The following is a 21,514-nucleotide window of genomic DNA, read 5'->3' as shown; positions in this document are numbered from 1 at the left end:
ACAATGGCCCTGAATACGTCAGTGGTCGATTGCAGACTTGGGCCGAGAACGCCGGGATCGGCCTAATCTACATCCAACCCGGAAAGCCGCAGCAGAACGCCTATGTCGAACGCTACAATAGGACAGTCCGGACAGAATGGCTGGGGCGGTATCACTTCAACAGCATCGAGGAGGTGCAAGACCACGCCACTCACTGGCTCTGGACATACAACAACGAAAGACCAAACATGGGGATCGGTGGCGTGACGCAGATACAGAAATTGAAAGCAGCTTAGATTCTACTGACGCGCCCCTCTAAAAATGGGGGGATTACCCATACATTTGGGCACATTTAGGTAAATGTGACGAGGTTCGTAAAATCACCGCATTTTTGGGGATTTAGTGTTGATTTTTCTAGGAAAATGCTTGGAGGCGAGTACCGGAATCGAACCGGTGTACACGGATTTGCAATCCGCTGCGTCACCACTCCGCCAACTCGCCACCGTGGTGTTTCGAGGCACCGCCCCGAAGTGGCCGCATACATGAAATGAATCCGCAGGACGTGCAAGCGGTTTTTTGTCGTGCGGCTTCCTAAGTCCGGGCCTTGGGCTGCAACAAGCGACAAATTTGACGAATGATCTAAAATCCGCCGAAGCGGCGTTGCCCAAGTTTGGGCTTTGTGGCAAGACAGAATGACACGAGTCCGATCAAAACGAGTTTGGAATGACGAACTATACTGCCCTTCGCACAACCATGGTCGACACGCAGATCCGGCCTTCTGATGTGACCAAATACACCGTCATTGAAGCGATGTTGTCGGTGCCGCGGGAATCTTATGTGCCCAGCACCAAACGCGATGCGGCATATATGGGTGAGCACGTCGAGCTGGATGGTGGTCGCGTTGTGCTTGATCCGCGGGTTTTGGCGAAGGTGCTTGATGAATTGGACATTCAGGCTGATGAGTTGGTGCTCGATATCGGCACGGGGCTTGGTTATTCGGCGGCAGTGATGGCGCGGATGGCTGAAGCTGTTGTGGCGCTGGAAGATGACGAGTCGCGCGCGGAAGATGCGCAGACAACCCTGTCCGAGCATGGGGTGGACAACGCGATTGTGCATGTGGCGCCGCTGACTGAAGGGGCGGCTGAGCATGGACCCTATGATGTTGTAGTTCTTCAGGGTGGCGTTGAAACGCTTCCGGAGGCCATAGTGGATCAAATCAAAGACGGCGGGCGTATTGCGGCGCTGTTTGTCGAAGGCGCCCTTGGCGTCGTGCGGGTCGGTTACAAGATCGACGGTGAATTGAACTGGCGCTTTGCATTCAATGCTGGAGCCCCCGTATTGCCTGGCTTCAAAAAGAGCCGAGCGTTCGAACTTTAAAACACTGCGCGACATGTGCGCAAAAAAGGCGGAGCGACAAGAAAACATGCTGCAAAAGCTATTTCAAGCGGTTCAAGTTAGCGCGGTTGCGCTGACAGTTTCTTTTGGCACGGCGCAGACAGCCGCCTCTCAGACGCTCGCGGACGCCATGGCGACCGCCTATGAACATAGTGGGCTGCTGGATCAGAATCGCGCGCTCTTGCGGGCAGCTGACGAAGATGTGGCCATTTCCATGGCGGCCCTGCGTCCGGTGGTAAGCTGGATCAGCAACGTGCAGCACAACTATGGAAACGGCGGCAACTCGACAGTCTCATTGACAAGCAACAAGTCCTTTATCGATTTTGGCGTTTCCGCCGATCTTCTGATCTTTGACAATGGCGTGTCCAAGTTGTTGACGGAATCTGCCAAAGAAACGGTTTTGGCTACGCGTCAGGGGCTGGTTTCGGTTGAGCAATCAGTTCTCTTTAATGCGGTGCAGGCGTTCATGGACGTGGTTGCAAACCGCGAAATTGTAGAGTTGCGCCAAAACAACCTGCGCCTTCTGCAGCGTGAATTGCAGGCTGCACAGGATCGCTTTGAAGTGGGTGAAGTGACGCGTACCGACGTGTCGCTGGCAGAGGCCCGTTTGGCCGGAGCCCGTGCACAACTGGCGGCCGCGCAGGGTGACTTCGCTGCGAGCCAGGAGTTTTATGCGGCTGCGGTTGGTGTCCGGCCAGGCAATTTGATCGCGCCGCGGTCTTTGCCGCGATCTGCGAAATCGATCGAAGACGCAAAAGAAGTGGCGATCCGCGCCCATCCGTCCATGCTTCAGGTGCAGCACCAGATTGCGGCTGCTGAGCTGGCAGTGGATCAGGCGCGCGCTGCTATGGGTCCTTCGGTCACTCTGCGGACCGGGGTGTCCGTTGAACGTGAGTTTGGCAATTCCAATTTCACTGATGGTGCCTTTGTCGGCCTGCGAGCGTCTGCGCCAATCTATCAAGGCGGACGGTTGTCCGCATTGGTACGGAAATCTCAGGCCGTCCGTGATCAGCAACGGGCCAACCTGCACGTCACGCGTCACAACATTCGCCAAAATGCGGGGACCAGTTGGTCGCAACTTTCTGCTGCAGGGGCGCAAATTCAAGCCTCCGTTCAGCAGGTGGAAGCCTCCCGTATCGCTTTTGAAGGTGTACGCGAAGAAGCAAAGCTCGGCGCACGTACCACATTGGATGTTCTGACTGCGGAGCAGGATCTTCTGGACGCGGAAACAGACCGGATTTCGGCGCAGGCAACGCAGGTTGTTGCCGCTTATGCGCTGTTGTCCTCGATGGGGCAGTTGACGGTGGATCGTCTGAACCTGAAGGTCGAGCGCTATGATCCGGAAGCGTATTACAACATGGTGAAAGATGCGCCGACCATTCGTTCGGAGCAGGGGCAGAAGCTGGATAAGTTGCTCAAAGCCATTGGGAAAGAATAACAATTCTTCCTATCTGTTGTGTGGTCGGGCGCCTATCGTTACACTCTTTCCGAGGTTAAGAGTGGTGACAGAATATGCCCGATCCCGTCAGCAACGCTGAAATTGAAGATGTTTTGACGTCTATTCGCCGACTCGTTTCAGAGAATCGGCCTGTAGACAGCGCGCCCGTTGTAGATGATGAAGCAACGGATGATGAAACTGCGCATCAGGGCCAACCTTCTGAAGTTCCTGCTAAATCCGTGCCTATGGCGCTTGTTCTCACGCCTGCGTTGCGGGTTGAGGATGCGCAAGATCGCGCGTTTGATGAGTTTGATGCCGAAGCTGGCGACGAAGACTCATCCGAGATTCTGGATGTGGCAGAGTTTGAGAGTGACCACGCCGAGTCGCTGGAGATTCCCGAAGAAGAGGAAACTTTGGAGGCGGACCGGTTTGATGATGTCGAAGAGGTCGCGGAAACCACAGAGGCCTTTGCCGACCCAGAGATCGAGGGGCCTGAGCTCGTGGCCGAGGACGACGATGGCACCGATGACGTGGAGCCAGCGTTAGAGGACGGTCAGGATGACGCAGAGCATACGTCGGACATGGACGCTTATGGTCTTCAAGAGACAGCAGATGAGTTGAATGGCGAGCTGGCGACGGATGATCTGGAAGACGTGAGTAAGCCAGAAGGCGAGGATGGCGACGCTCTGGGCAATTCAGGGTTTGTGGAAGCGACAGACGAGTCTTTTGACGAAAGCGACGTAGAGGAGCCTTTTGATTTCAAAAAGGTTCTTGAGGCGCGGCTGGTCAACTGGCGAGATGGTGAAGAAGCAGTCACTGTCGAAGGTGAGCCCGTGGATAGCGACTATGCCGAGGCGGAGCTGACGGTATCTGCCGAGCCGATTACGCCCTCTGCAGAACCATTGGATGCGATGGCATATGCTGCAGAGACCCAGATTGAAACCGAAGCGGTCGAGGGAATCGCCGAGGAGGTGGAGCAGGGGCTTGCGGACGCTTTGGATGATCCCGCGGTCATCGACGAAGAGGCGTTGCGCGAGATGGTTGCGGATATTGTGCGCCAGGAGCTTCAGGGCGCGTTGGGTGAGCGGATCACACGCAATGTACGCAAGCTCGTGCGGCGGGAAATCCACCGGGCATTGGCGGCGCACGACCTCGACTGATCAGAGATCTAGGAAAAAGAAAAAGACGCGCCCGTTTTGGGCGCGTCTTTTTTCGGGCAGCTTGAAAACTGCTTAGGCGGCTTCAGCCTGAGCAGCAGCATTGCGACGCTCGCTTTCCTCGCGAGACAGCGCAACGGAAGTCCGGACGCCTTTGGCGACAAACTCCATCAAGCCAGACACAACCCGTTCGTTCGGGTCGATGCCAGCGCAGGACAGCACTTCGCGACCATCGCGAGAGCGTGCCCAACGAGCGATTTGCTCGGGACCATTGCCGTACTTTTTGTCGTCGGCAATTGCATCATCAAGCGCAGCCAACACAACGGCTGCAAACAGTTTACGGGCGCGGTTGCCTTGTTCGTTATTAAAAGCCGCTCCGTCAACGAAATCTCTCATCTCGTCGTCCTTATATTATTGCTCTTGTGTTTTTGGCGTGCCGCTCCTTATGGAGCAAAACGTATGATTCGGGTAGGCTGATAATGCATAGCTCTTATGCTGCGTGTGCATAACCAAAGTCTTGTCGCACAATCCGCAGGCTGCCTTGCCACCTGCCGACTGGGCAGATATAGGACATCAAATCCTTCAATCAACCTTAATGATAAGGTTTTCGACATGCCCAAAATTAATGGTAACGAAATTCGCCCCGGCAATGTGCTGGAACATAACGATGGTCTTTGGGCCGCGGTTAAGGTGGATCACGTGAAACCCGGCAAAGGCGGCGCCTTTGCTCAGGTAGAACTGCGCAACTTGCGAAACGGCTCCAAACTGAACGAACGCTTCCGGTCTGCCGACAAGGTCGAGCGTGTACGTCTGGAACAGAAAGACCAGCAGTTCCTCTATGAGGATGACGGCATGCTGATGTTCATGGACACGGAAACTTATGAGCAAATTCAACTGCCTGCGGACCTTTTGGGTGATCGTCGCCCGTTCTTGCAGGACGGTATGACCATCGTCGTGGAATTCTACGAAGAGGAAGCTTTGAACGCCACTGTGCCGCAAAAAGTGACCTGCAAGATCGTGGAAACCGAGCCGGTCGTGAAAGGTCAGACGGCTGCAAACTCGTTCAAGCCGGCAGTTTTGGACAATGGTGTAAAGGTGATGGTACCGCCGTTTGTGGGGCAGGACGAGATGATTGTGGTCAACACAGAGACCATGGAATACTCCGAACGCGCCTGAATTCGGGCACCTGAGACAAGCGAAAAGCCGCCCCGATTGGGCGGCTTTTTGCTGTTTTGGGCTGTCTGCATCACGTCGGTACTACGTCGGTATCGCGACGGTGCGGATTTAACGGGATCGATGATTCGTAAATTTATGGCATTTGCAGCGTCGCGTTGCCCGCCTGCATCCCGTCGCCGGCGCGGTCAAAACGCAGATACGCCAGCGCTTGGCCGTTGGCCTGAGTGAAGAGAGTCCCAACAGTGCGGCCGTCGCGTGTGATCTCTGAGCCTACCGGAGCTTCTCCGTCGATAGATAGCAGAGCCAACCCTTTGCGCAGTTCGGTTTTGTGCTTCATGCGGGCGGTCACTTCCTGACCGACATAGCAACCTTTGCGGAAATCGACTCCGTTCAGGCGTTCGAAACCGTTTTCCAGAATGTAGCTGTCGCCGGTCAACTCAACGCCCGACATGGGGATTTGGTGGGCGACATAGTGCGCGGGCCAATCGGTTTGATCGTCCGTCTGGGGCGCATCGCGATAGGCGCGCCAGCCGAGGCCGTCTGCGCGGGGGTCGGCAAAGCCGTCGGCGGGCGTGTCGCTCAGGCCCCGATGTAGGTTAAGGGCGGGGTCCTCGATCGTGACATCGGCGCGCAGTTTGTACATGTTCAGTCGCTGCATAAGCGATGGGGCCTGTTCTGCGTCGACATCCATCAGGATCGCGTCATGGGCGCGACAGAGAAAGAAGTCGGCGAGATATTTGCCCTGCGGCGTCAAAATGGCCGCATAAAGCAGGCCATCATCCATCTTTTCGAGATCGTTGGTTATGAGTCCTTGCAGGAAGGTCTCTGTATCGGTGCCTGAAAGGCGAAGTATTTTACGGGGTCGGTCCATGGGTTCGGAGCCTGTTCTGTTCTTGCGCGTCTTCGTTCATATAGACAGGAGAGGTCAGTGCAACAGGCTGGAGGTCACAAATGCGCGCACCATTGTCAGTGGTGATCCCCACTTTGAACGCAGAGAAAGCTCTGCCGGTCAGTCTGGCGGCCATTTATGAGGGCGTCGAGGCGGGTCTGCTGCGGGAGTTGATTGTGGTGGACGGGGGATCTGAGGACGATACCTGCAAGATCGCGGAAGAGGTCGGTGCGGAGGTTTTGCAGCGTGCGCCCTCGCGGGGCGGGCAATTGAAAGCCGGCGCGGAGGCCGCGGGCGGGGATTGGGTGTTGTTTTTGCACGCGGACACGGAACTGGCCCCTGGATGGACCGATGTGGTGGGCGCCCATATGGCCCGCACAGCGGAGCGCGCGGGGTATTTCAGGCTTGGATTTGACGAAGGGGGCGCGGCGGTGGCCGGATGGGCCAATCTGCGTTCTCGGGCGTTCGGATTGCCTTATGGGGATCAGGGATTGCTGGTGTCTGCGCGCCTTTATCGGGAGGTCGGCGGATTTCGAGAGATGCCGTTGATGGAAGATGTGGCCATGGCGCGCGCTTTGCGTGGACGGTTGAAAGCGTTGGATCATCTGGCGGTGACAAGTTCGGCAAAATATCGGGCGCAGGGGTGGATCCGTCGTGGCGCACGCAATCTCTGGACGCTGGCGCGCTATTTCTGCGGGGTCTCGCCGGAGAGGCTGGCAGCGGCGTATCGGAAATAGGGGGCGTTGCCCCCGTCACAGCAAGCTGTGACTCCCCCAGAGTATTTGAAGCAAGCGAGAAGCATTAGGATTGGGCGAAAACATCGGTGGGGTAGGTGACGCCGGCAAGGTAGAGACCTTGTGGCGGGCAAACCGGACCGCAAGCGGCGCGATCGCGGGCTTCGAGCGCGGTTGTTACATCGTCGGGCGTCCATGCGCCTGCGCCGACACGTTCGAGTGTGCCCACAAAGCTGCGGACCTGATTGTGCAGGAAGGAGCGGGCACGGACATGGAAGTGGATTTCCGGGCCGCTTAAGGTGTCGACATATTCCACGCGCAGCTCATCCAGTGTTTTCTGCGGCGATGCGGCCTGACAAATGGAGCTGCGGAATGTGGTGAAGTCGTGGTTGCCCAACAACCGATCCGCGCCGACTTGCATGGCGGCGACGTCGAGGTCGTTTTTCACTTGCCAGACGAGGCCGGCCTGATGAGTGGCCGGAGCGCGGCGCATCAGCAACCGGAATAGGTAGCGCCGCTCCAACGCCGAAAAACGGGCGTGCCAATCCTCCTCCACCTGCGCGCAGGCGGTGATGGCCACGGGAGCGGGTTTGAGTTGGAAATTCAGAGCCTCGGACAGGCGGAAAGGATCCCAATCTTTGTCGAGATCGCAGTGGGCGACTTGCGCCAGCGCATGAACGCCTGCGTCGGTGCGACCCGCGGCAGCGATGGTGTGCGCGCCCGGCTGCAGTTTCGCCAGCGCAGCCTCTATTGCGCCTTGAACCGAGGGTTGGTCGGCTTGGCGTTGCCAGCCGGCGAAGGGCTGACCATGGTATTCAACTTGGAGCGCATATCTAGGCATGGCGGGGCAATAGCTCAACTTAGGGGGAAAGAGAAGAGACCCGTGCCCTAGCAATGCAGGCGGGCAGGGCCTAGGTTTTGGAATGAAACAGGAAAAGGGGCCGGACGTTTGGTCATTTCCAGCATTGCCGACGGAGTTTTGCGTCGGGTGGAAGCGGCAGGCGATGGCCTGTCGGAAGCATTTTTTGAACCGGTGGTCCGGTTGGGTGTGACCGGCATGGCGCGCTCGGGCAAGACTGTGTTTATCACGTCCCTTGTGGCGAACCTGCTTGATCGCGGACGCATGCCGCAGTTGGCGGCACACGCGGAGGGGCGGATCGAGGCGGCATTTTTGCAGCCACAGCCCGATGATCTTGTGCCGCGGTTTGACTATGAAGCGCATTTGGCGGCGATGACGGGGGCGGCGCCGGTCTGGCCCGAGAGCACACGCGCCATCAGCGAACTGCGGGTGACGATGAGGGTGAAGCCCTCGGGCATGTTTGCCGGGCTTCAGGGCGCACGGACCGTGCATCTGGATATTGTTGACTATCCCGGCGAATGGCTTCTGGATCTGGCGCTTTTGGACAAGAGTTTTGCGCAGTGGAGCAGTGAGGTGCTTACGCGTCTGCAAGGGCGGGAGGAAGCAGTCGGATATCTGGCGATGCTTGACGGGATCGACGCTGCGGCGGAACTGGATGAGCCCAAAGCGCAGGCCATGGCCGCGAGTTTTACTGACTATTTGCATGAGGCGCGCGGGGCGGGATACAGCGATTGCACGCCGGGGCGGTTTTTGTTGCCAGGAGAGTTGGAAGGCTCGCCCGCGTTGACTTTTGCGCCGTTGCCGGAGGTCGAAAAAGCATCGCGGCGGTCACTGTGGCGGGCGTTTGAGCGTCGGTTTGAGGCCTATAAGGCGCGCGTTGTGGCGCCATTTTTCCGTGATCATTTCTCGCGACTGGACAGGCAGGTGATCCTTGTCGATGCACTGGGGGCCATCCATGCGGGGCCGCGCGCGGTTGAAGATCTGCGGAGTGGGTTGCGGGACACGCTTGCGGCGTTCAGGCCGGGGCGTAATTCGTTCCTGACTCGGCTTCTGCGGGGAAAACGGGTGGAAAAGGTGCTTTTTGCCGCGACAAAAGCGGATCATCTGCATCATTCGCAACACCCAGAACTGACCGCGATCATGCAGGCACTGACGCGCGATGCCGCGGATCGGGCGCAGTTTGCCGGCGCGGGCACGCATGCCATGTCGCTTGCGGCGGTGCGGGCCACGGTGGAGGAAACCGTGGCGCATGACGGCAAAGCTTTGGAGTGTGTGCGCGGGCGGTTGCTGGAGAGCGGCAAGCAGGCGGCGTTGTATCCCGGGGCTTTGCCGCAGGATCCGAGCGTGTTGTTGACACCGGCGCGGCAGGGGGCCGTGGCATGGTTGGGGCAGGATTATCAGGTGATGAAGTTTGCACCAGCGCCGTTGACCTTGCGTCCCGGTGAAGGGCCGCCGCATATCCGGCTGGATCGCGCGGCGCAGTTTTTGATTGGAGATCTGTTGTGACACAGGGACCGGTTCTGATCGACCTGGACGAGGGGCAGACGCCCGATGTGGCTGAGGCTGCACCGGTTCCGGAGCTTGGCATGCCGGCGCCGGAAGGACAGGCGATGCAGGTGGCTGCGCGGCTGGGCGCGCGCAAAGTGAGTTGGCTGGGAAGTCTGTTCTGGGGCTTGTTGGCGACCTTTGTGAGTGCCGCTGTGACCGTCGCCGCGTGGGACTTTGCCGTCGGACTGGTCGGCCGGTCGCCTGCGTTGGGCATGGCGGTGAGCGTTATTGGCGTCGCTTTGCTGGTGGTGGCAGGCCTTATGGTTTTGCGCGAGTTGGCCGGTTTTGCGCGGCTGCGTCGGGTGGATGGTCTAAAGACAATTGCTGCACAAGCGGTGGAAGCCGGAGAGTTGGCGCAGGCGCGGGGGCTGGTGGACAGTCTCTTGCAGTTCTATCGCGGTCGGGACGATTTGCGGTGGGGCCGTGACACGCTGGCGAAACAGCGGGCGGACATGCTGGATGGTGATGCTCTTTTGAAAGTGGCAGAGGCTGAATTGATGGGGCCGCTCGATAAGGCGGCGCAATTGGAGGTGGAGGCGGCGGCGCGGCAAGTGGCGGCGGTGACGGCGCTGGTGCCGCTTGCGTTGGCGGACGTGGTGGCGGCCCTGACGGCGAACCTGCGGATGATCCGGCGAGTGGCCGAGATTTACGGCGGACGGACCGGCGTGCTGGGCAGTTGGCGGCTTTTCCGGGCGGTGATGACACATTTGGTGGCGACCGGAGCCGTGGCTGCCGGTGACGACTTGATCGGGTCGATGGTGGGTGGCGGGGCTTTGGCCAAGGTGAGCCGCCGCTTTGGCGAGGGTATCGTCAACGGGGCATTGACCGCACGCGTTGGGGTTGCCGCGATGGAAGTGTGCCGACCGATGCCGTTTGGCGAGGGACGCAGGCCCGCCGTGACGGGGTTGGTCAAACGCGCGCTGACCGGATTGTTTGGCAAGGAAGGCTAACGGTCATGGCACCGCATGGTCACTCGCAAAAAGAAGTTGAACACAGGATCGGCAACCCGCCTGGGCGAGGTTTGTTGCGGGATGTCGTCTATGGCGGCATCGATGGCTCGGTCACGACCTTTGCCATTGTGGCGGGCGTCGCCGGTGCAGGGTTGTCGCCCTTTATCATTGTGGCGCTGGGCATTGCCAATGTGCTGGCAGACGGGTTTTCGATGGCGGCAGGCAACTTCCTTGGCACGAAGGCTGAGTTGGATGACGCAAAACGCTTGCGGGCGGTGGAGAAGCACCATCTGAAAGAATGGCCCGAGGGCGAACGGCGGGAGATCCGAGAGATTTTGCGCCTGAAGGGACTTGAGGGCGAAGTGCTGGAAGCCGCCACAGATGCGATTGCGGCCAATGAAGAGGCGGCGGTGCAGTTGATGCTTGAGGGCGAATACGGTCTGGCTGGCGTGGACCCGCACCCGCAACGCGCGGCGATGGCGACGTTTCTGGCGTTTCTGGTGGCGGGATTTGTGCCGCTTTTGCCGTTTATTTTCGGCGTGCCGGATGCGTTCACTTGGTCGGCTATGATGACCGGCGTGACGTTCTTTGCGATTGGCACAATGAAAGCGAAGTGGTCGCTGGAGCCGTGGTGGAAATCGGGGCTTGAGACGCTGGCGATTGGCGGTGTGGCAGCGGCGATTGCCTATGGTGTGGGCAGCTTGTTCAACGTCGGGTGACGGAGAGAGGCTCTTGGCCTTAGATCACTTGAGGATCGGGATGCCACCTGGCCCTTTGACTTTTTCAACAACGCCAGCGCGCAGGCTGCGGCCGATGTTGTGGGCCAGTGCGGACCATGCGGCGGCTTGGGTCTCGTTGAGTTCTTGCACCAGTATTCGGTCAAAGAGTGCCAACCATGTTTCAAACATGCCAGGCTGCACGTTGCCTGCCTTGCGGTGAACGGCGAGCGGGTTGCCGTCGTAGGATCGCTCAAACAGGATCGCATTGGCCCAGAAGTTGGCCACTTTGGCCTCGTGCGGCTCCCAATCAGAAATATGTGCAGCAAAGACCGGTCCCAATCCGGGGTGTTCGCGGATGCGTGCGTAAAACGCGGCCACAACGCGTTCGATCTCGGGGCGGGTGATGTCGAATTTCGGGGGGATGGTAGCCATGGTACTCTCCGTCTTGGCACCGAGATAGGCGATTTGCACAGATGCGACAAGGATCGCGGCTTTACCCTGTGGTCGCAGGGGCCTATAACGCGGCCATGATGAAGATACATGCCATCATTATTCGAATTATCAGCCCGGCGCTCTGATCCATCGAGCCGCCGGGACAAGGCGTATGGACTGCCGCGCCGCCCCTAGACCTTTCCGAATAAGACTTCCTGAAAAGGACCGGACACATGTGTGCCGAAACACCTGACTACAAAGAAACTCTGAACCTGCCGAAAACTGATTTCCCGATGCGCGCGGGGCTGCCCAAGCGCGAGCCTGCGTGGCTGGAGCGTTGGGAGAAGATCGGCGTTTATGATCGCCTGCGCGAGAAGGAAGGCCGCACGCCTTTCACGCTGCATGATGGCCCGCCCTATGCGAATGGCCACCTGCACATCGGTCACGCGCTGAACAAGACCATCAAGGACATGATCGTGCGCTCCCATCAGATGATGGGCCATGACGCGCGTTATGTGCCGGGTTGGGATTGTCACGGTCTGCCGATCGAATGGAAGATCGAAGAGCAGTACCGCAAGAAGGGCCGCGACAAGGACGCAGTTGATATCGTCGAGTTCCGTCAGGAATGCCGCAAGTTTGCCGAGGGCTGGATCGACATCCAGCGTGAGGAGTTCAAACGGCTTGGCATCACCGGCAACTGGCCTGCGCCCTATATCACCATGGACTACCATGCCGAGGCGGTGATCGCCGAGGAATTCATGAAGTTCCTGATGAATGGCACGCTTTATCAAGGCTCTAAGCCTGTGATGTGGTCGCCGGTTGAAAAGACCGCGCTGGCCGAGGCTGAGGTCGAATACCACGACAAGGAAAGCTTCACGATCTGGGTGAAGTTCAAGGTTGCCAACGAAGACACTGACCTGAAAGACGCACAGGTAGTGATCTGGACCACGACGCCATGGACGATCCCGTCCAACAAGGCGGTCGTTTATGGTGCCGACATTGCCTATGGCCTTTATGAGGTCACCGGCACGCCCGAGGAAAGCTGGGCCAATGTGGGCGATCGCTTCTTGCTGGCCGATAATTTGGCGGCGGATGTGATGACGCGGGCCCGTCTGGACGGCGACATGTGGACGCGTGTGCGTGATGTGGCGGCGGATGAACTGGCTGCGCTTGATCTTAAACACCCGCTGCATGGTGCCGAAGGTGGCGAGGGTGAATGGGATGATCTGCGTGATTTCCGCGCCGCACCTTTTGTGACCGACACCGAAGGCACCGGTTTTGTGCACTGTGCGCCGAGCCACGGTATGGAGGAATTCGAGCTCTACCGTGATCTGGGCATGTTGGAGAGTGTGCTGACCTATAACGTCATGGATGATGGCGGTTTTCGCGCAGACCTGCCGTTCTTTGGTGGCAGCTACATCCTGAACCGCAAGGGTAAGGAAGGCGACGCCAACAAGAAGATCATCGACAAGCTGGTCGAGGTTGGCGGGCTGCTGGCGCGTGGCAAGATCAAGCACTCCTATCCGCACAGCTGGCGCAGTAAGGCGCCGATCATCTATCGCAACACGCCGCAGTGGTTTGCGAGTGTGGATCGCGCGGTGGGTGACGGTCAGGACACATTGGGCACGACGATCCGTGAGCGGGCGCTGAACGCGATTGACCAAGAGGTGAAATGGTGGCCGCAGACCGGGCGCAACCGTCTGTATTCCATGATCGAAGCGCGGCCCGATTGGGTTCTGTCGCGCCAACGGGCGTGGGGCGTTCCGCTGACCTGTTTTGTGCGCAAGGGCAAGCTGCCGACCGATCCGGACTTCCTGTTGCGCGATACGGCGGTGAATGCGCGGATTTCCGAAGCGTTTGAGGCCGAAGGCGCGGATTGCTGGTACATGGACGGCGCGAAAGAGCGCTTCCTTGGTGGCGATTACAATGTGGACGAGTGGGAGCAGGTCTTTGACGTGCTCGACGTATGGTTTGACTCAGGTTCCACGCATGCGTTTGTACTGCGCGATCGTGAGGACGGCACCGCCGACGGCATCGCGGATGTCTATATGGAAGGCACCGACCAGCACCGTGGCTGGTTCCACAGCTCGCTGTTGCAGTCCTGTGGCACCAATGGCCGCGCGCCTTACCGCAATGTGGTGACGCATGGGTTCACGCTGGACGAGAAGGGCAACAAGATGTCCAAATCGCTCGGCAACACCATCGTGCCGGAAGAGGTCATCAAACAGTATGGCGCGGATATCCTGCGTCTTTGGGTGGCACAGACCGACTACACCGCTGATCAACGGATCGGGCCGGAAATCCTCAAAGGTGTGGCGGACAGCTATCGCCGGTTGCGCAACACCATGCGGTTTATGCTTGGCTCGCTCAGCGAGTTCACAGAAGCGGATCGTGTGGATGTGGCGGATATGCCCGAGCTTGAGCGCTGGGTTCTGCATCGTCTGGCCGAGTTGGATCATCAGGTTCGCAAGGGCTATGCCGAGTTCAACTTCCAAGGTGTGTTCAGCGCGATCTTCAACTTTGCGACCGTTGAGTTGTCGGCGTTTTACTTCGATATCCGCAAGGATGCACTGTATTGCGACGGAGACACGCTGCGTCGCCGGTCGGCGCGCACGGTTCTGGATATTCTGTTCCACCGCCTGACCACATGGCTTGCACCGGTTCTGGTGTTCACCATGGAAGAGGTCTGGCTTGAACGCTTCCCGGGTGATGACAGCTCTGTGCATTTGATCGACTTTGCCGACACGCCTGCGGATTGGTTGAACGAACCGCTGGCGGCGAAATGGGCCGGTGTGCGTGACGTGCGTCGCGTCGTGACGGCTGCGCTGGAGATCCAGCGGACAGACAAGGTGATCGGGGCCAGCCTTGAGGCGGCGCCGGTGGTGCATGTGCGCGACGCTGAGGTGGTTGAGGCGCTGAAGTCGGTGAACTTTGCCGATATCTGCATCACCTCGACCATTCAGGTCACGAACGACCCAATGCCCGCAGAGGCGTTCCGCTTGCCAGAGATCGAAGGCGTCGGCGTGGTGTTTGAACGTGCCGAGGGCGAGAAGTGCCAGCGTTGCTGGAAGATCCTGCCCGACGTTGGTCAAAGCGGCCATGACGGCGTTTGCGGTCGGTGTAGCGAAGCGTTGGGCTGAGCCCACTCCGAATGATGCTTAATCAGAGGCGTCCCGCTTGCGGGGCGCCTTTTTCTTGGGCAGGGTGAGACTATGTTTGAAACCACTGTTGCAACCCCGACCGGCCCGATGGTCCTGCGTGAAAAGGACGGCGCGGTTGTGCGGGCGGAGTGGGGGACGGGCGGGTCTGATGACACACCCTTGCTGCGGAAGGCCGCAGCTCAGTTGGCAGCGTATTTTGAGGATGCGGCCAACGGGTTTGACCTGCCGTTACGGGTGGAGGCGTCTGAGTTTCAGCAAGCCGTTTGCGACGCGATGCTGGCCATACCGCTTGGCGAGACGAAAACCTATGGAGAGTTGTCCAAAGAGTTGGGCGTACCCGCGCAGGCGATTGGTCAGGGCTGTGGCGGCAATCCGATACCGGTGATTATCCCCTGTCATCGGGTGCTGGGGGCAAATGGTCTTGGTGGGTTTTCCGGTGAAGGCGGTGTTGAGACCAAAGTTTGGCTGCTCAAACATGAGCGCGCCGGTGGCTTGCTGATCTGATTAGAGAGTTTCGCGGTAAATGATTTGTTGCGCGGCGCCGGCCAAGGTCAGATAAACGGAGGTGGCGACAAGCCCCTGAATGGCCCAGCTTTCCGGATGGAAATCGACCCAAGCGGCCCAGCCGGCAAAAAAGGTCCAGCCAAGCGCCATCGGCAGCGTGACCATGCGCCAGCGCTCGGTGCGTACGGGATGTACGAATTTCACCGGCACAAACATGGCAATGGCCAAGGCGGTAACAAGGCCGAAGCTGACCCAGAAGTTGGGTTCAACCGCGAAGATCACAATCACCAGCATGTTCCAGCAACCGGGAAAGCCGGAGAAAGAATTGTCTTTTGTTTTCATGCGGGTATCGGCGAAATAAAGCGCCGAAGCGAAAGTGATTATGATGATCGCAAACCACCCGGTCCAGCCTGCCATGAGCCCTGATTTAAAAAGAGCAAAGGCGGGAATGAAAACATAGGTGAGATAGTCGATGATCAGATCGAGCAACACGCCGTCAAACTCTGGCGCGTTTTCTTTCACGTTATAGCGGCGCGCGAGAGGGCCGTCGATGCCATCCACCACAAAGGCCACCACAAGCCAGAGGAACATGAGGCTCCACTTGCCATCGACGGCGGCAAGCATGGCGAGCATGGCAAAAACCGCACCAGTGGCAGTGAATAAATGGACGGCGAGGGCGCGGCTGCGAAGTGTCATTGGGACGTCATGCAGGAAATGGGACGATTTGGCAACGGCTAGGTCGCGGCCACAACGTTTCAGATTTTCGGCGAAATCTTGAGAGGTAACAAAACCTTTTGCTAAGCGTCTGGTTTGTCGGCGCGTGGCTTGAGAGCGCGGACGGTTGACTGCACGGTTTCGGGCAAAGTGGTGTCCGCGTTTTGCGGAGCAGCATCCAGTGCGGAGGCGACGTCTTTGGTCAAGATGCCGATGGTGTTGTCCGCCTGCCAGCCATCGCGGGAAAATTCGATCGTATCAAATCCGGAAGCGAACCAGTTTTGGCCCGAGCTTGTGTTGATCAAATCCAGAAGGGCGGTTTCTTCAATGCCCGCCTGATCGGCCCAATCGAGCACCAGTCGCGTCATGGCGGTGTTTGAGGCGGCAAGCAGGTTGTTGAGAACCTTGGCTTGCATACCCGCGCCGTAGCCGCCCATGCGATGAAAGTGTGCGCCCATTGCGTCAAAGAGCGGCTGGTGTGTGTCGAGGTCGGATGTCGCGCCGCCGAGCATGAAAGAAAGGCGGGCTTCTTGTGCAGCGATGGCGGCGCCGGACATCGGTGCGTCAATGAGAGAGATGTGATCAGGGACACGGGCACGCAGGTCGGCAACGTAGCGCGGCGAAAGCGTGGAGGAGACAATGATCGTGCGCAGATCGGGCGCGGTCTTGATCAGGTTTTGGGCGCCAAAAAGAACGTCGTCGGTTTGGGCGATGTCGCGTACCACCGTGATCAGGATTTTCAGGTGATTGCGAAATTCAGGCAGAGTGCGCATCTGCGGCGCGCGGGTGCCAAAATCACTCGCGGGCCGGACATCAAAGCCATTGGCGTCAAACCCAGCCGTGGTGAGCGCATCAAGCATTGGGCCGCCCATCCGTCCGCAGCCCGCAATTCCGATGCCTGTGAGTGTCATGTGTCCCCCCGCGTAGTTGGGGGGAGCTTAGCGATTGGGATCAGTCCAGACCAGCAATGATGGCCCGCAACGTCGCGATGCCGTCGCCTTTTTCCGAGCTGGTCAGCACCAGTTCGGGGTAGGCTGCGGGGTGCTTGGAGAGTTTCTCGCGTACCTGATTAAGCGTCTTTTCGCGGTCTTTGTCTTTGACCTTGTCGGCCTTGGTCATCACCACCTGAAAGGTCACGGCGGAGCTGTCCAGAAGGCTCATGATCTCTTCGTCAACGGCTTTGACGCCGTGGCGGGTGTCGATCAGGACAAAGGCGCGGCGCAGGTTGGCGCGGCCCGAAAGGTAGCGTTTTAGAAGGCGCTGCCATTTTTCCACAACAGGAATCGGCGCATTGGCGTAGCCATAACCTGGAAGGTCCACGAGGTAGTGGCTGTCCATCAGGGTGAAGAAGTTGATTTCTTGTGTGCGGCCCGGGGTGTTAGAGGCGCGTGCCAGACCCTTGCGGTTGGTCAGCGCGTTGATGAGGCTGGACTTCCCGACGTTGGAGCGGCCGGCAAAGCAAACTTCCATACGGTCGCCGGCGGGCAGGCCGTCCATGGCGACGACGCCTTTGAGGAAGTCGGAGTTGGAGCCGTCAAAGAGTTTGCGGCCACGCTCCAGCGCGATGGGTTCTGGCTCGTCGACCAGCGGGAAGGGCAGTTGCATCAGAGAACCTCTGCGATGTCGCCGACAGTGATGTCGCCGGATTTGGTCACAACACCGTAGACGCCAAAGTCCTGATGGCCAAAGGAGTCGTTCAGAACGCCAAGCGTGTCGGCGTCTCGCCGGCCGGTGTCGGGGTTGGATGTGGTGGCGAGGCAGCGGGTGATGCGTTCGCGCACTTCGATTTCTGTGGTGCCGATGCGGAGGGTTTTGCCGATCCAGTCGAACTCCTCCCACGGGGCAAAACCGTCAAGCCAGATGTTGCCGCGCCAGCGCTCGGTGGAGAGCGAGCGGCCAAGGCGGCCTTCGACAGCGCGGTGGCTGGCGGTGGTGTGGATGGCGATGGACGGGAAGGGGCTGTCGGTCATGCCGACCTCGCCTGCTGGCACCAGTTTGGTGGAGGCGGCGCGGTCGGCGGGCATCAGAGGGCGCACCCACTGTATCAGCTTGTCGCCTTGGGTCTCGGGATCAAAGGTCAGCTCCCACAGCTCGGGGTGCTGCAGGGTGATCTTGCCGCTGCGCTCATCCACTTTGGCGGTGATCGCCTGCAAGGCAGGAGCTTTCGCAGCGCGGGAGAAGTTGGCGCAGGAGGCCCATTCTCCGCCCTCGGTTTTGGCAGCCTCGTGGGCGACGGCATAGCAGCGGTCCCACGGGAAGGTCTGGCCCTCAACCAAAGAAACATGACCCACGGACTCGCGTCCGTGGGCCTTGATTGGGTGTCGCCAAAGAGCTGTTACCAGGCCCATTACTTGGCGTCCTCCTTGGGCTTTTTCTTGAAGCTCGACCTGATGTTGCCAAAGACGTCAGGCTTGTAGCCGTGCTGACGCATGATCGCATACTGCTGCACGAAAGTGATGACGTTGTTGGTGATCCAGTAGACAACCAGACCGGAGGCAAAGCTGCCGAGCATGAACATGAAGACCCACGGCATCCATGCAAAGATCATTTGCTGGGTCGGATCGGTGGGGGCCGGATTCAGTTTCTGTTGCAGCCACATCGAAATACCCAGCAGGATCGGCAGGATGCCGAGGCTGAAGATTTCGAAGAAACCAAGATCGCCAATCACAAACGGTAGAAGGCCGAACAGGTTGAAGATCGAGGAGGGATCGGGCATCGACAGGTCGGTGATCCAGCCGAACCATGGCGCGTGGCGGAGTTCGAGCGTGACGAAAATCACCTTATAGAGCGAGAAGAAGATCGGAATCTGGATCAGGATCGGCAGACAGCCGGCAGCTGGATTGACCTTTTCCTTCTTGTAGAGCTCCATCATGGATTGCTGCATCTTCTGGCGGTCGTCGCCCGCAGCTTCCTTGAGCTTTTCCATCTGTGGCTGAAGTTCCTTCATCTTCGCCATGGAGGCGTAGGATTTGTACGCCAGCGGGAAAACGATGATCTTGAGGATCACAGTCAGGGCGATGATCGCCCAGCCCATGTTGCCGATCATGGCGTTCAGCCAATGCAGCAGGGCAAAGATCGGTTTGGTCAGGAAGAAGAACCAACCCCAGTCGATGGTGTCGAGGAAGCGGAAGATGCCTTGGTTTTTCTCGTAGTCGCGAATGGTTGACCATTCTTTTGCACCCGCAAACAAGCGGCTGTCGATTTCGGCGCTTTGGCCGGCCTCAACCGACATGGTCGGGAAACGCGCGATGGCTTCATATGTGTCGTGGCTGTCGCTGTAGCGGAATACAGAGGTGAAGGGTTGATCCGACTGCGGGATCATCATCGCCATCCAATAATGGTCAGTGAAACCCATCCAGCCGTTGGAGGAGACTTCTTCTGCTTCGGCTCTGCGTCCCCATACGGGGTCCGCGCCAAAGTCGGCGATATCGGAATAGTCGATGTCGTTGCGTTCTTTTTCACCCTGACGCATCGCCCCTTCGTGCAGAATGAAGAAGTTCTTCATGTCTGCAGGTTCGCCGTGGCGGGTCAATGTACCGTAGGGCGCGAGGGAAATGGTGCTGGAGCCGTTGTTCTCGACGCTTTGTTTGACGGTGAAAAGATAGTTGTCATCCACCGAGATTGTACGGCGGAAAACCTGGCCGTTGCCGTTGTCCCACGCAAGAACGATGGGGGCATCGGTGGTCAGGGTGTCGTTGCCCTCAACTGTCCACAGTGTGTTGGCGCCGGGAACCTGATCGGGGGTGAGACCTGCACCAGGTGCCCAACCGTAAAGCGCATAATACGCGTTTGGCTCACCGCTTGGCGTCAGGAAGGATACGATGGGCGAGTCCTCGTCCAGCGTATCGCGGTAGTCGTTGAGTTTCAGGTCGTCGATCCGGCCACCCTGCAAAGAGATCGAGCCGGACAGGCGATCGGTGGCAATATCCACGCGTGGCGCATCGGCCACTTCGGTGGCTTCCTCGGTGACGCCGCCCGCCTGCGTTGTTGCCGCTGGTGTACCAGACGCAGTTGGCGCGGCGGGCACTGTGGCTTCTGCCACAGGGAGCGCGTTGGGGTCTTCGACCGCTTCGGGGGGCGGAAACAGGAGGAACCAGATCAGGATGACGCCAAAGCTGAGCGCCGTCGCGAGAATGAGGTTCTTGTTCTGATCGTCCATTGCCACTTGCCATCTGTCGTTGAAACGTTGGGGAGGTTCAACAGAGATGGGGGGCAAAGGTCAAGTGGATTCCGCCGGTGGAGCCGCTTGTAGGCAAGGTTTGTCAGGGATTCTTGGGTCAGTTGGACTTTTGCCCGATCTGGAGGGCGGGGCCTAGTTTTGCTTTGTGCTCTTCCATCCATGAAATGGTGTCGTCAAACGGCATGGGGCGGGCAATGCCGAACCCTTGCACATGAGCGCATCCCAATTGTGAGAGCATCGCGTGCTCCGCCGCGTTTTCAACGCCTTCTGCGAGGGTCGACAGATCAAGACGTTCTGCCATGGTGACGATGGCGGCGATCATGCGTTGCTGATCAGTGTCGCGGTCGACGTTGGTGACGAAAGACCGGTCAATCTTGATGCGTTTCACCGGCAGACGGCGAATCGAAGAAATCGAGGCATGGCCTGTGCCGAAATCATCAAGATCAATGTTACAACCGAGTTTTGCGATTGCTTCGACGTTGCGCACCACCATGTCGTCGGGCGTTCCGGCAATCACGCTTTCAAGAACTTCGATGCCAAGTCTGCTTGCGTCCAGTTCGTTGCGGTCCAGTTCCCAGTGAATACGGTCCACCAGTGTTGGGCTGCGCAGTTCATCTCCGGCAAAATTCACGCCAACGCAAGGCACGTGCAAACCCGCGTCATCCCATGCCCGTACCGCATTAAGTGCCTGTCTGGTCATCAGGTCGGCAAGTTCGCCCATCTGGCCGGTCTGGTTCAGTACATCGAGGAACTGGACCGGAGCCAAAATTCCGCGTTCGGGGTGCTCCCAACGGGCCAGAACTTCGAAACCGGTCACTTCGCCGGTGTCTGTGGAAATCTGCGGCTGGAACCAAGCCTTGATTTGATCTTTTTGCAGGGTGCGGGCGGCCTCAGATTGCGTTTTACGGCGCGATATCACCTTGCGGCCCATGTCGGCGGTATAAGCGCGGATACTGGACGGGCCGGACAGACGCGCCTCGGACATGGCCATCTCGGCGCCTTGGATCATCGCTGTGGCGCTTGGTCGGTTCAGGCGCGATGACAGACAAAAGCCGACCGAGCAGGTGACATAGATTGATGCCATCTGGAGCGGGATCGCCTCTTCGATGCTTCCTTGAAAACGCTTGGCCATTGTGATCGCGGTTTCCAGATCAAGGTGCGGCACCGGATCAAGCGAAACCAGAAAGGCGCTGTCGCCCGAACGGGCAACGATGTCTTTGGTGCGCAGTGCCTCGCGGATGCGGTTGGCGAGCACACGCAGCACTTCTTCTGCGGTTTGATCGCCATGGTTTTCCCGCAGGCGGGCAAAGCTGTCGATCTTGATCGAAAAACACACAGAAGCGTTGCCGACTTCGGCAAGATGCGCCATTTGGGCGTCCATCCGGCGTTCCAGCGCAGACTGCAAAAGCAAGCCGGTCAGGCCGTCAAAATCCGCCTCTTCCCCAGAGGAGGCAGCGCTGTCGCCTAGGGGTGCCAGAAGGAAAGGCAGGGGCAGCACGGTGGCTGCCAGCAGAAGGCCATACTCACCAAACGCCATCCAAAAAGCCAAAGTCAGAAAAGGAATAGACGCAGGGAACACGCGGCGGCGCAGAAATTCCCGTCCATCAGTGGACTTCAATGATCTGATGAGTTTTGCCGGCATGAGGCTTCCTGATCAAGGTATAGTCGGTGAGGAGCTT

At 58.7% G+C, this 21,514-nt stretch carries 21 protein-coding genes and 1 tRNA gene; 11 read left to right on the top strand and 11 right to left on the bottom strand.

Annotation, left to right across the window (positions count from 1 at the left end):
• Positions 1-275: integrase core domain-containing protein (locus BM069_RS14045; RefSeq protein WP_139216207.1), on the top strand; the 275-nt coding region annotated here is incomplete at its 5' end.
• Between the two features lie 131 nt (positions 276-406).
• On the opposite strand, the gene BM069_RS14040 is transcribed toward BM069_RS14045, so the two are convergent.
• Positions 407-480: transfer RNA gene (locus BM069_RS14040), tRNA-Cys, on the bottom strand.
• Between the two features lie 222 nt (positions 481-702).
• Between BM069_RS14040 and BM069_RS14035 the strand changes: the two genes are divergently transcribed.
• The 3 genes from BM069_RS14035 to BM069_RS14025 all read left to right on the top strand — a co-directional run bounded on the left by BM069_RS14035 (position 703) and on the right by BM069_RS14025 (position 3,972).
• On the top strand, positions 703-1,356 hold the full coding sequence (locus BM069_RS14035) for a protein-L-isoaspartate O-methyltransferase family protein (RefSeq protein WP_093324579.1): 654 nt from the start codon (positions 703-705) through the stop codon (positions 1,354-1,356).
• Between the two features lie 46 nt (positions 1,357-1,402).
• On the top strand, positions 1,403-2,812 hold the full coding sequence (locus BM069_RS14030; protein ID WP_093324636.1) for a TolC family outer membrane protein: 1,410 nt from the start codon (positions 1,403-1,405) through the stop codon (positions 2,810-2,812).
• A 74-nt stretch (positions 2,813-2,886) separates the two neighbouring features.
• Positions 2,887-3,972 (top strand): hypothetical protein, encoded by a 1,086-nt coding sequence (locus BM069_RS14025; protein WP_093324577.1) that lies wholly within the window; start codon positions 2,887-2,889, stop codon positions 3,970-3,972.
• A 72-nt stretch (positions 3,973-4,044) separates the two neighbouring features.
• Here the strand turns inward: BM069_RS14025 and BM069_RS14020 are convergent, their stop codons facing one another.
• A complete protein-coding gene (locus BM069_RS14020; RefSeq protein ID WP_093324576.1) occupies positions 4,045-4,365 on the bottom strand; it encodes a DUF6280 family protein in 321 nt (106 codons plus the stop codon).
• Positions 4,366-4,581: 216 nt separating this feature from the next.
• On the opposite strand from BM069_RS14020, the gene efp reads away from it, so the two are divergent.
• Entirely contained in the window at positions 4,582-5,145 is a 564-nt protein-coding gene (efp, locus tag BM069_RS14015; protein ID WP_093324574.1) for an elongation factor P, read from the top strand.
• 133 nt (positions 5,146-5,278) lie between these two features.
• Here efp and ygfZ read toward each other — a convergent pair whose 3' ends face one another.
• The gene (ygfZ, locus tag BM069_RS14010; RefSeq protein WP_093324573.1) at positions 5,279-6,016 is read right to left on the bottom strand and encodes a CAF17-like 4Fe-4S cluster assembly/insertion protein YgfZ; all 738 of its coding nucleotides are present in this window, start codon (positions 6,014-6,016) and stop codon (positions 5,279-5,281) included.
• 80 nt (positions 6,017-6,096) lie between these two features.
• Here ygfZ and BM069_RS14005 point away from each other — a divergent pair, with 80 nt between their 5' ends.
• A complete protein-coding gene (locus tag BM069_RS14005) occupies positions 6,097-6,771 on the top strand; it encodes a TIGR04283 family arsenosugar biosynthesis glycosyltransferase (protein ID WP_093324571.1) in 675 nt (224 codons plus the stop codon).
• 64 nt (positions 6,772-6,835) lie between these two features.
• Here the strand turns inward: BM069_RS14005 and truA are convergent, their stop codons facing one another.
• A complete protein-coding gene (truA, locus tag BM069_RS14000) occupies positions 6,836-7,609 on the bottom strand; it encodes a tRNA pseudouridine(38-40) synthase TruA (RefSeq protein WP_093324570.1) in 774 nt (257 codons plus the stop codon).
• A gap of 108 nt (positions 7,610-7,717) precedes the next feature.
• Here truA and BM069_RS13995 point away from each other — a divergent pair, with 108 nt between their 5' ends.
• Genes BM069_RS13995 through BM069_RS13985 form a run of 3 tightly spaced genes read left to right on the top strand, consistent with a single transcriptional unit; the run spans position 7,718 to position 10,844 of the window.
• A complete protein-coding gene (locus tag BM069_RS13995) occupies positions 7,718-9,133 on the top strand; it encodes a YcjX family GTP-binding protein (protein ID WP_170846750.1) in 1,416 nt (471 codons plus the stop codon).
• Positions 9,130-10,125 carry a YcjF family protein gene (locus BM069_RS13990; protein ID WP_093324569.1) on the top strand — a complete coding sequence of 332 codons (996 nt, stop codon included), beginning with the start codon at positions 9,130-9,132 and terminating at the stop codon, positions 10,123-10,125. Before BM069_RS13995 ends, BM069_RS13990 begins: the two co-directional genes overlap by 4 nt.
• 5 nt (positions 10,126-10,130) lie before the next feature.
• On the top strand, positions 10,131-10,844 hold the full coding sequence (locus BM069_RS13985; RefSeq protein ID WP_093324567.1) for a VIT1/CCC1 transporter family protein: 714 nt from the start codon (positions 10,131-10,133) through the stop codon (positions 10,842-10,844).
• A 24-nt stretch (positions 10,845-10,868) separates the two neighbouring features.
• Here BM069_RS13985 and BM069_RS13980 read toward each other — a convergent pair whose 3' ends face one another.
• The gene (locus BM069_RS13980) at positions 10,869-11,276 is read right to left on the bottom strand and encodes a group III truncated hemoglobin (protein ID WP_093324566.1); all 408 of its coding nucleotides are present in this window, start codon (positions 11,274-11,276) and stop codon (positions 10,869-10,871) included.
• A 233-nt stretch (positions 11,277-11,509) separates the two neighbouring features.
• Here BM069_RS13980 and ileS point away from each other — a divergent pair, with 233 nt between their 5' ends.
• The gene (gene ileS / locus BM069_RS13975; protein WP_093324565.1) at positions 11,510-14,416 is read left to right on the top strand and encodes an isoleucine--tRNA ligase; all 2,907 of its coding nucleotides are present in this window, start codon (positions 11,510-11,512) and stop codon (positions 14,414-14,416) included.
• 72 nt (positions 14,417-14,488) lie between these two features.
• Positions 14,489-14,941, top strand: coding sequence for a methylated-DNA--[protein]-cysteine S-methyltransferase (locus BM069_RS13970; protein WP_093324564.1), 453 nt, complete (start codon positions 14,489-14,491; stop codon positions 14,939-14,941).
• On the opposite strand, the gene BM069_RS13965 is transcribed toward BM069_RS13970, so the two are convergent.
• The 6 genes from BM069_RS13965 to BM069_RS13940 form a co-directional block, all read right to left on the bottom strand.
• Positions 14,942-15,637 carry a CDP-alcohol phosphatidyltransferase family protein gene (locus BM069_RS13965; RefSeq protein WP_093324563.1) on the bottom strand — a complete coding sequence of 232 codons (696 nt, stop codon included), beginning with the start codon at positions 15,635-15,637 and terminating at the stop codon, positions 14,942-14,944.
• Between the two features lie 101 nt (positions 15,638-15,738).
• A complete protein-coding gene (locus tag BM069_RS13960; protein ID WP_093324537.1) occupies positions 15,739-16,566 on the bottom strand; it encodes an NAD(P)-dependent oxidoreductase in 828 nt (275 codons plus the stop codon).
• A gap of 40 nt (positions 16,567-16,606) precedes the next feature.
• On the bottom strand, positions 16,607-17,260 hold the full coding sequence (gene yihA, locus BM069_RS13955; RefSeq protein WP_093324536.1) for a ribosome biogenesis GTP-binding protein YihA/YsxC: 654 nt from the start codon (positions 17,258-17,260) through the stop codon (positions 16,607-16,609).
• Positions 17,260-18,003 (bottom strand): MOSC domain-containing protein, encoded by a 744-nt coding sequence (locus tag BM069_RS13950; protein ID WP_093324534.1) that lies wholly within the window; start codon positions 18,001-18,003, stop codon positions 17,260-17,262. Before BM069_RS13950 ends, yihA begins: the two co-directional genes overlap by 1 nt.
• A complete protein-coding gene (yidC, locus tag BM069_RS13945) occupies positions 18,003-19,814 on the bottom strand; it encodes a membrane protein insertase YidC (protein WP_093324533.1) in 1,812 nt (603 codons plus the stop codon). The genes BM069_RS13950 and yidC overlap by 1 nt, the downstream gene beginning before the upstream one ends.
• 118 nt (positions 19,815-19,932) lie before the next feature.
• Positions 19,933-21,477, bottom strand: a complete 1,545-nt coding sequence (locus tag BM069_RS13940) for a putative bifunctional diguanylate cyclase/phosphodiesterase (RefSeq protein ID WP_093324531.1) — start codon at positions 21,475-21,477, stop codon at positions 19,933-19,935.
• Positions 21,478-21,514: the final 37 nt, after the last annotated feature.

It is taken from the genome of Shimia haliotis (genome assembly GCF_900114415.1).
GTDB classification, from domain to species: Bacteria; Pseudomonadota; Alphaproteobacteria; order Rhodobacterales; family Rhodobacteraceae; genus Shimia; species Shimia haliotis.
The sequence above is the reverse complement of the archived record's forward strand: the minus strand, read 5'-3'. Positions and strand labels throughout refer to the sequence as shown.

Coding starts and splice junctions, on each gene's coding strand:
- BM069_RS14035 (WP_093324579.1), top strand. CDS start 703: ATGACGAACTATACTGCCCTTCGCACAACCATGGTCGACACGCAGATC.
- BM069_RS14030 (WP_093324636.1), top strand. CDS start 1,403: ATGCTGCAAAAGCTATTTCAAGCGGTTCAAGTTAGCGCGGTTGCGCTG.
- BM069_RS14025 (WP_093324577.1), top strand. CDS start 2,887: ATGCCCGATCCCGTCAGCAACGCTGAAATTGAAGATGTTTTGACGTCT.
- BM069_RS14020 (WP_093324576.1), bottom strand. CDS start 4,365: ATGAGAGATTTCGTTGACGGAGCGGCTTTTAATAACGAACAAGGCAAC.
- efp (WP_093324574.1), top strand. CDS start 4,582: ATGCCCAAAATTAATGGTAACGAAATTCGCCCCGGCAATGTGCTGGAA.
- ygfZ (WP_093324573.1), bottom strand. CDS start 6,016: ATGGACCGACCCCGTAAAATACTTCGCCTTTCAGGCACCGATACAGAG.
- BM069_RS14005 (WP_093324571.1), top strand. CDS start 6,097: ATGCGCGCACCATTGTCAGTGGTGATCCCCACTTTGAACGCAGAGAAA.
- truA (WP_093324570.1), bottom strand. CDS start 7,609: ATGCCTAGATATGCGCTCCAAGTTGAATACCATGGTCAGCCCTTCGCC.
- BM069_RS13985 (WP_093324567.1), top strand. CDS start 10,131: ATGGCACCGCATGGTCACTCGCAAAAAGAAGTTGAACACAGGATCGGC.
- BM069_RS13980 (WP_093324566.1), bottom strand. CDS start 11,276: ATGGCTACCATCCCCCCGAAATTCGACATCACCCGCCCCGAGATCGAA.
- ileS (WP_093324565.1), top strand. CDS start 11,510: ATGTGTGCCGAAACACCTGACTACAAAGAAACTCTGAACCTGCCGAAA.
- BM069_RS13970 (WP_093324564.1), top strand. CDS start 14,489: ATGTTTGAAACCACTGTTGCAACCCCGACCGGCCCGATGGTCCTGCGT.
- BM069_RS13965 (WP_093324563.1), bottom strand. CDS start 15,637: ATGACACTTCGCAGCCGCGCCCTCGCCGTCCATTTATTCACTGCCACT.
- BM069_RS13960 (WP_093324537.1), bottom strand. CDS start 16,566: ATGACACTCACAGGCATCGGAATTGCGGGCTGCGGACGGATGGGCGGC.
- yihA (WP_093324536.1), bottom strand. CDS start 17,260: ATGCAACTGCCCTTCCCGCTGGTCGACGAGCCAGAACCCATCGCGCTG.
- BM069_RS13950 (WP_093324534.1), bottom strand. CDS start 18,003: ATGGGCCTGGTAACAGCTCTTTGGCGACACCCAATCAAGGCCCACGGA.
- yidC (WP_093324533.1), bottom strand. CDS start 19,814: ATGGACGATCAGAACAAGAACCTCATTCTCGCGACGGCGCTCAGCTTT.
- BM069_RS13940 (WP_093324531.1), bottom strand. CDS start 21,477: ATGCCGGCAAAACTCATCAGATCATTGAAGTCCACTGATGGACGGGAA.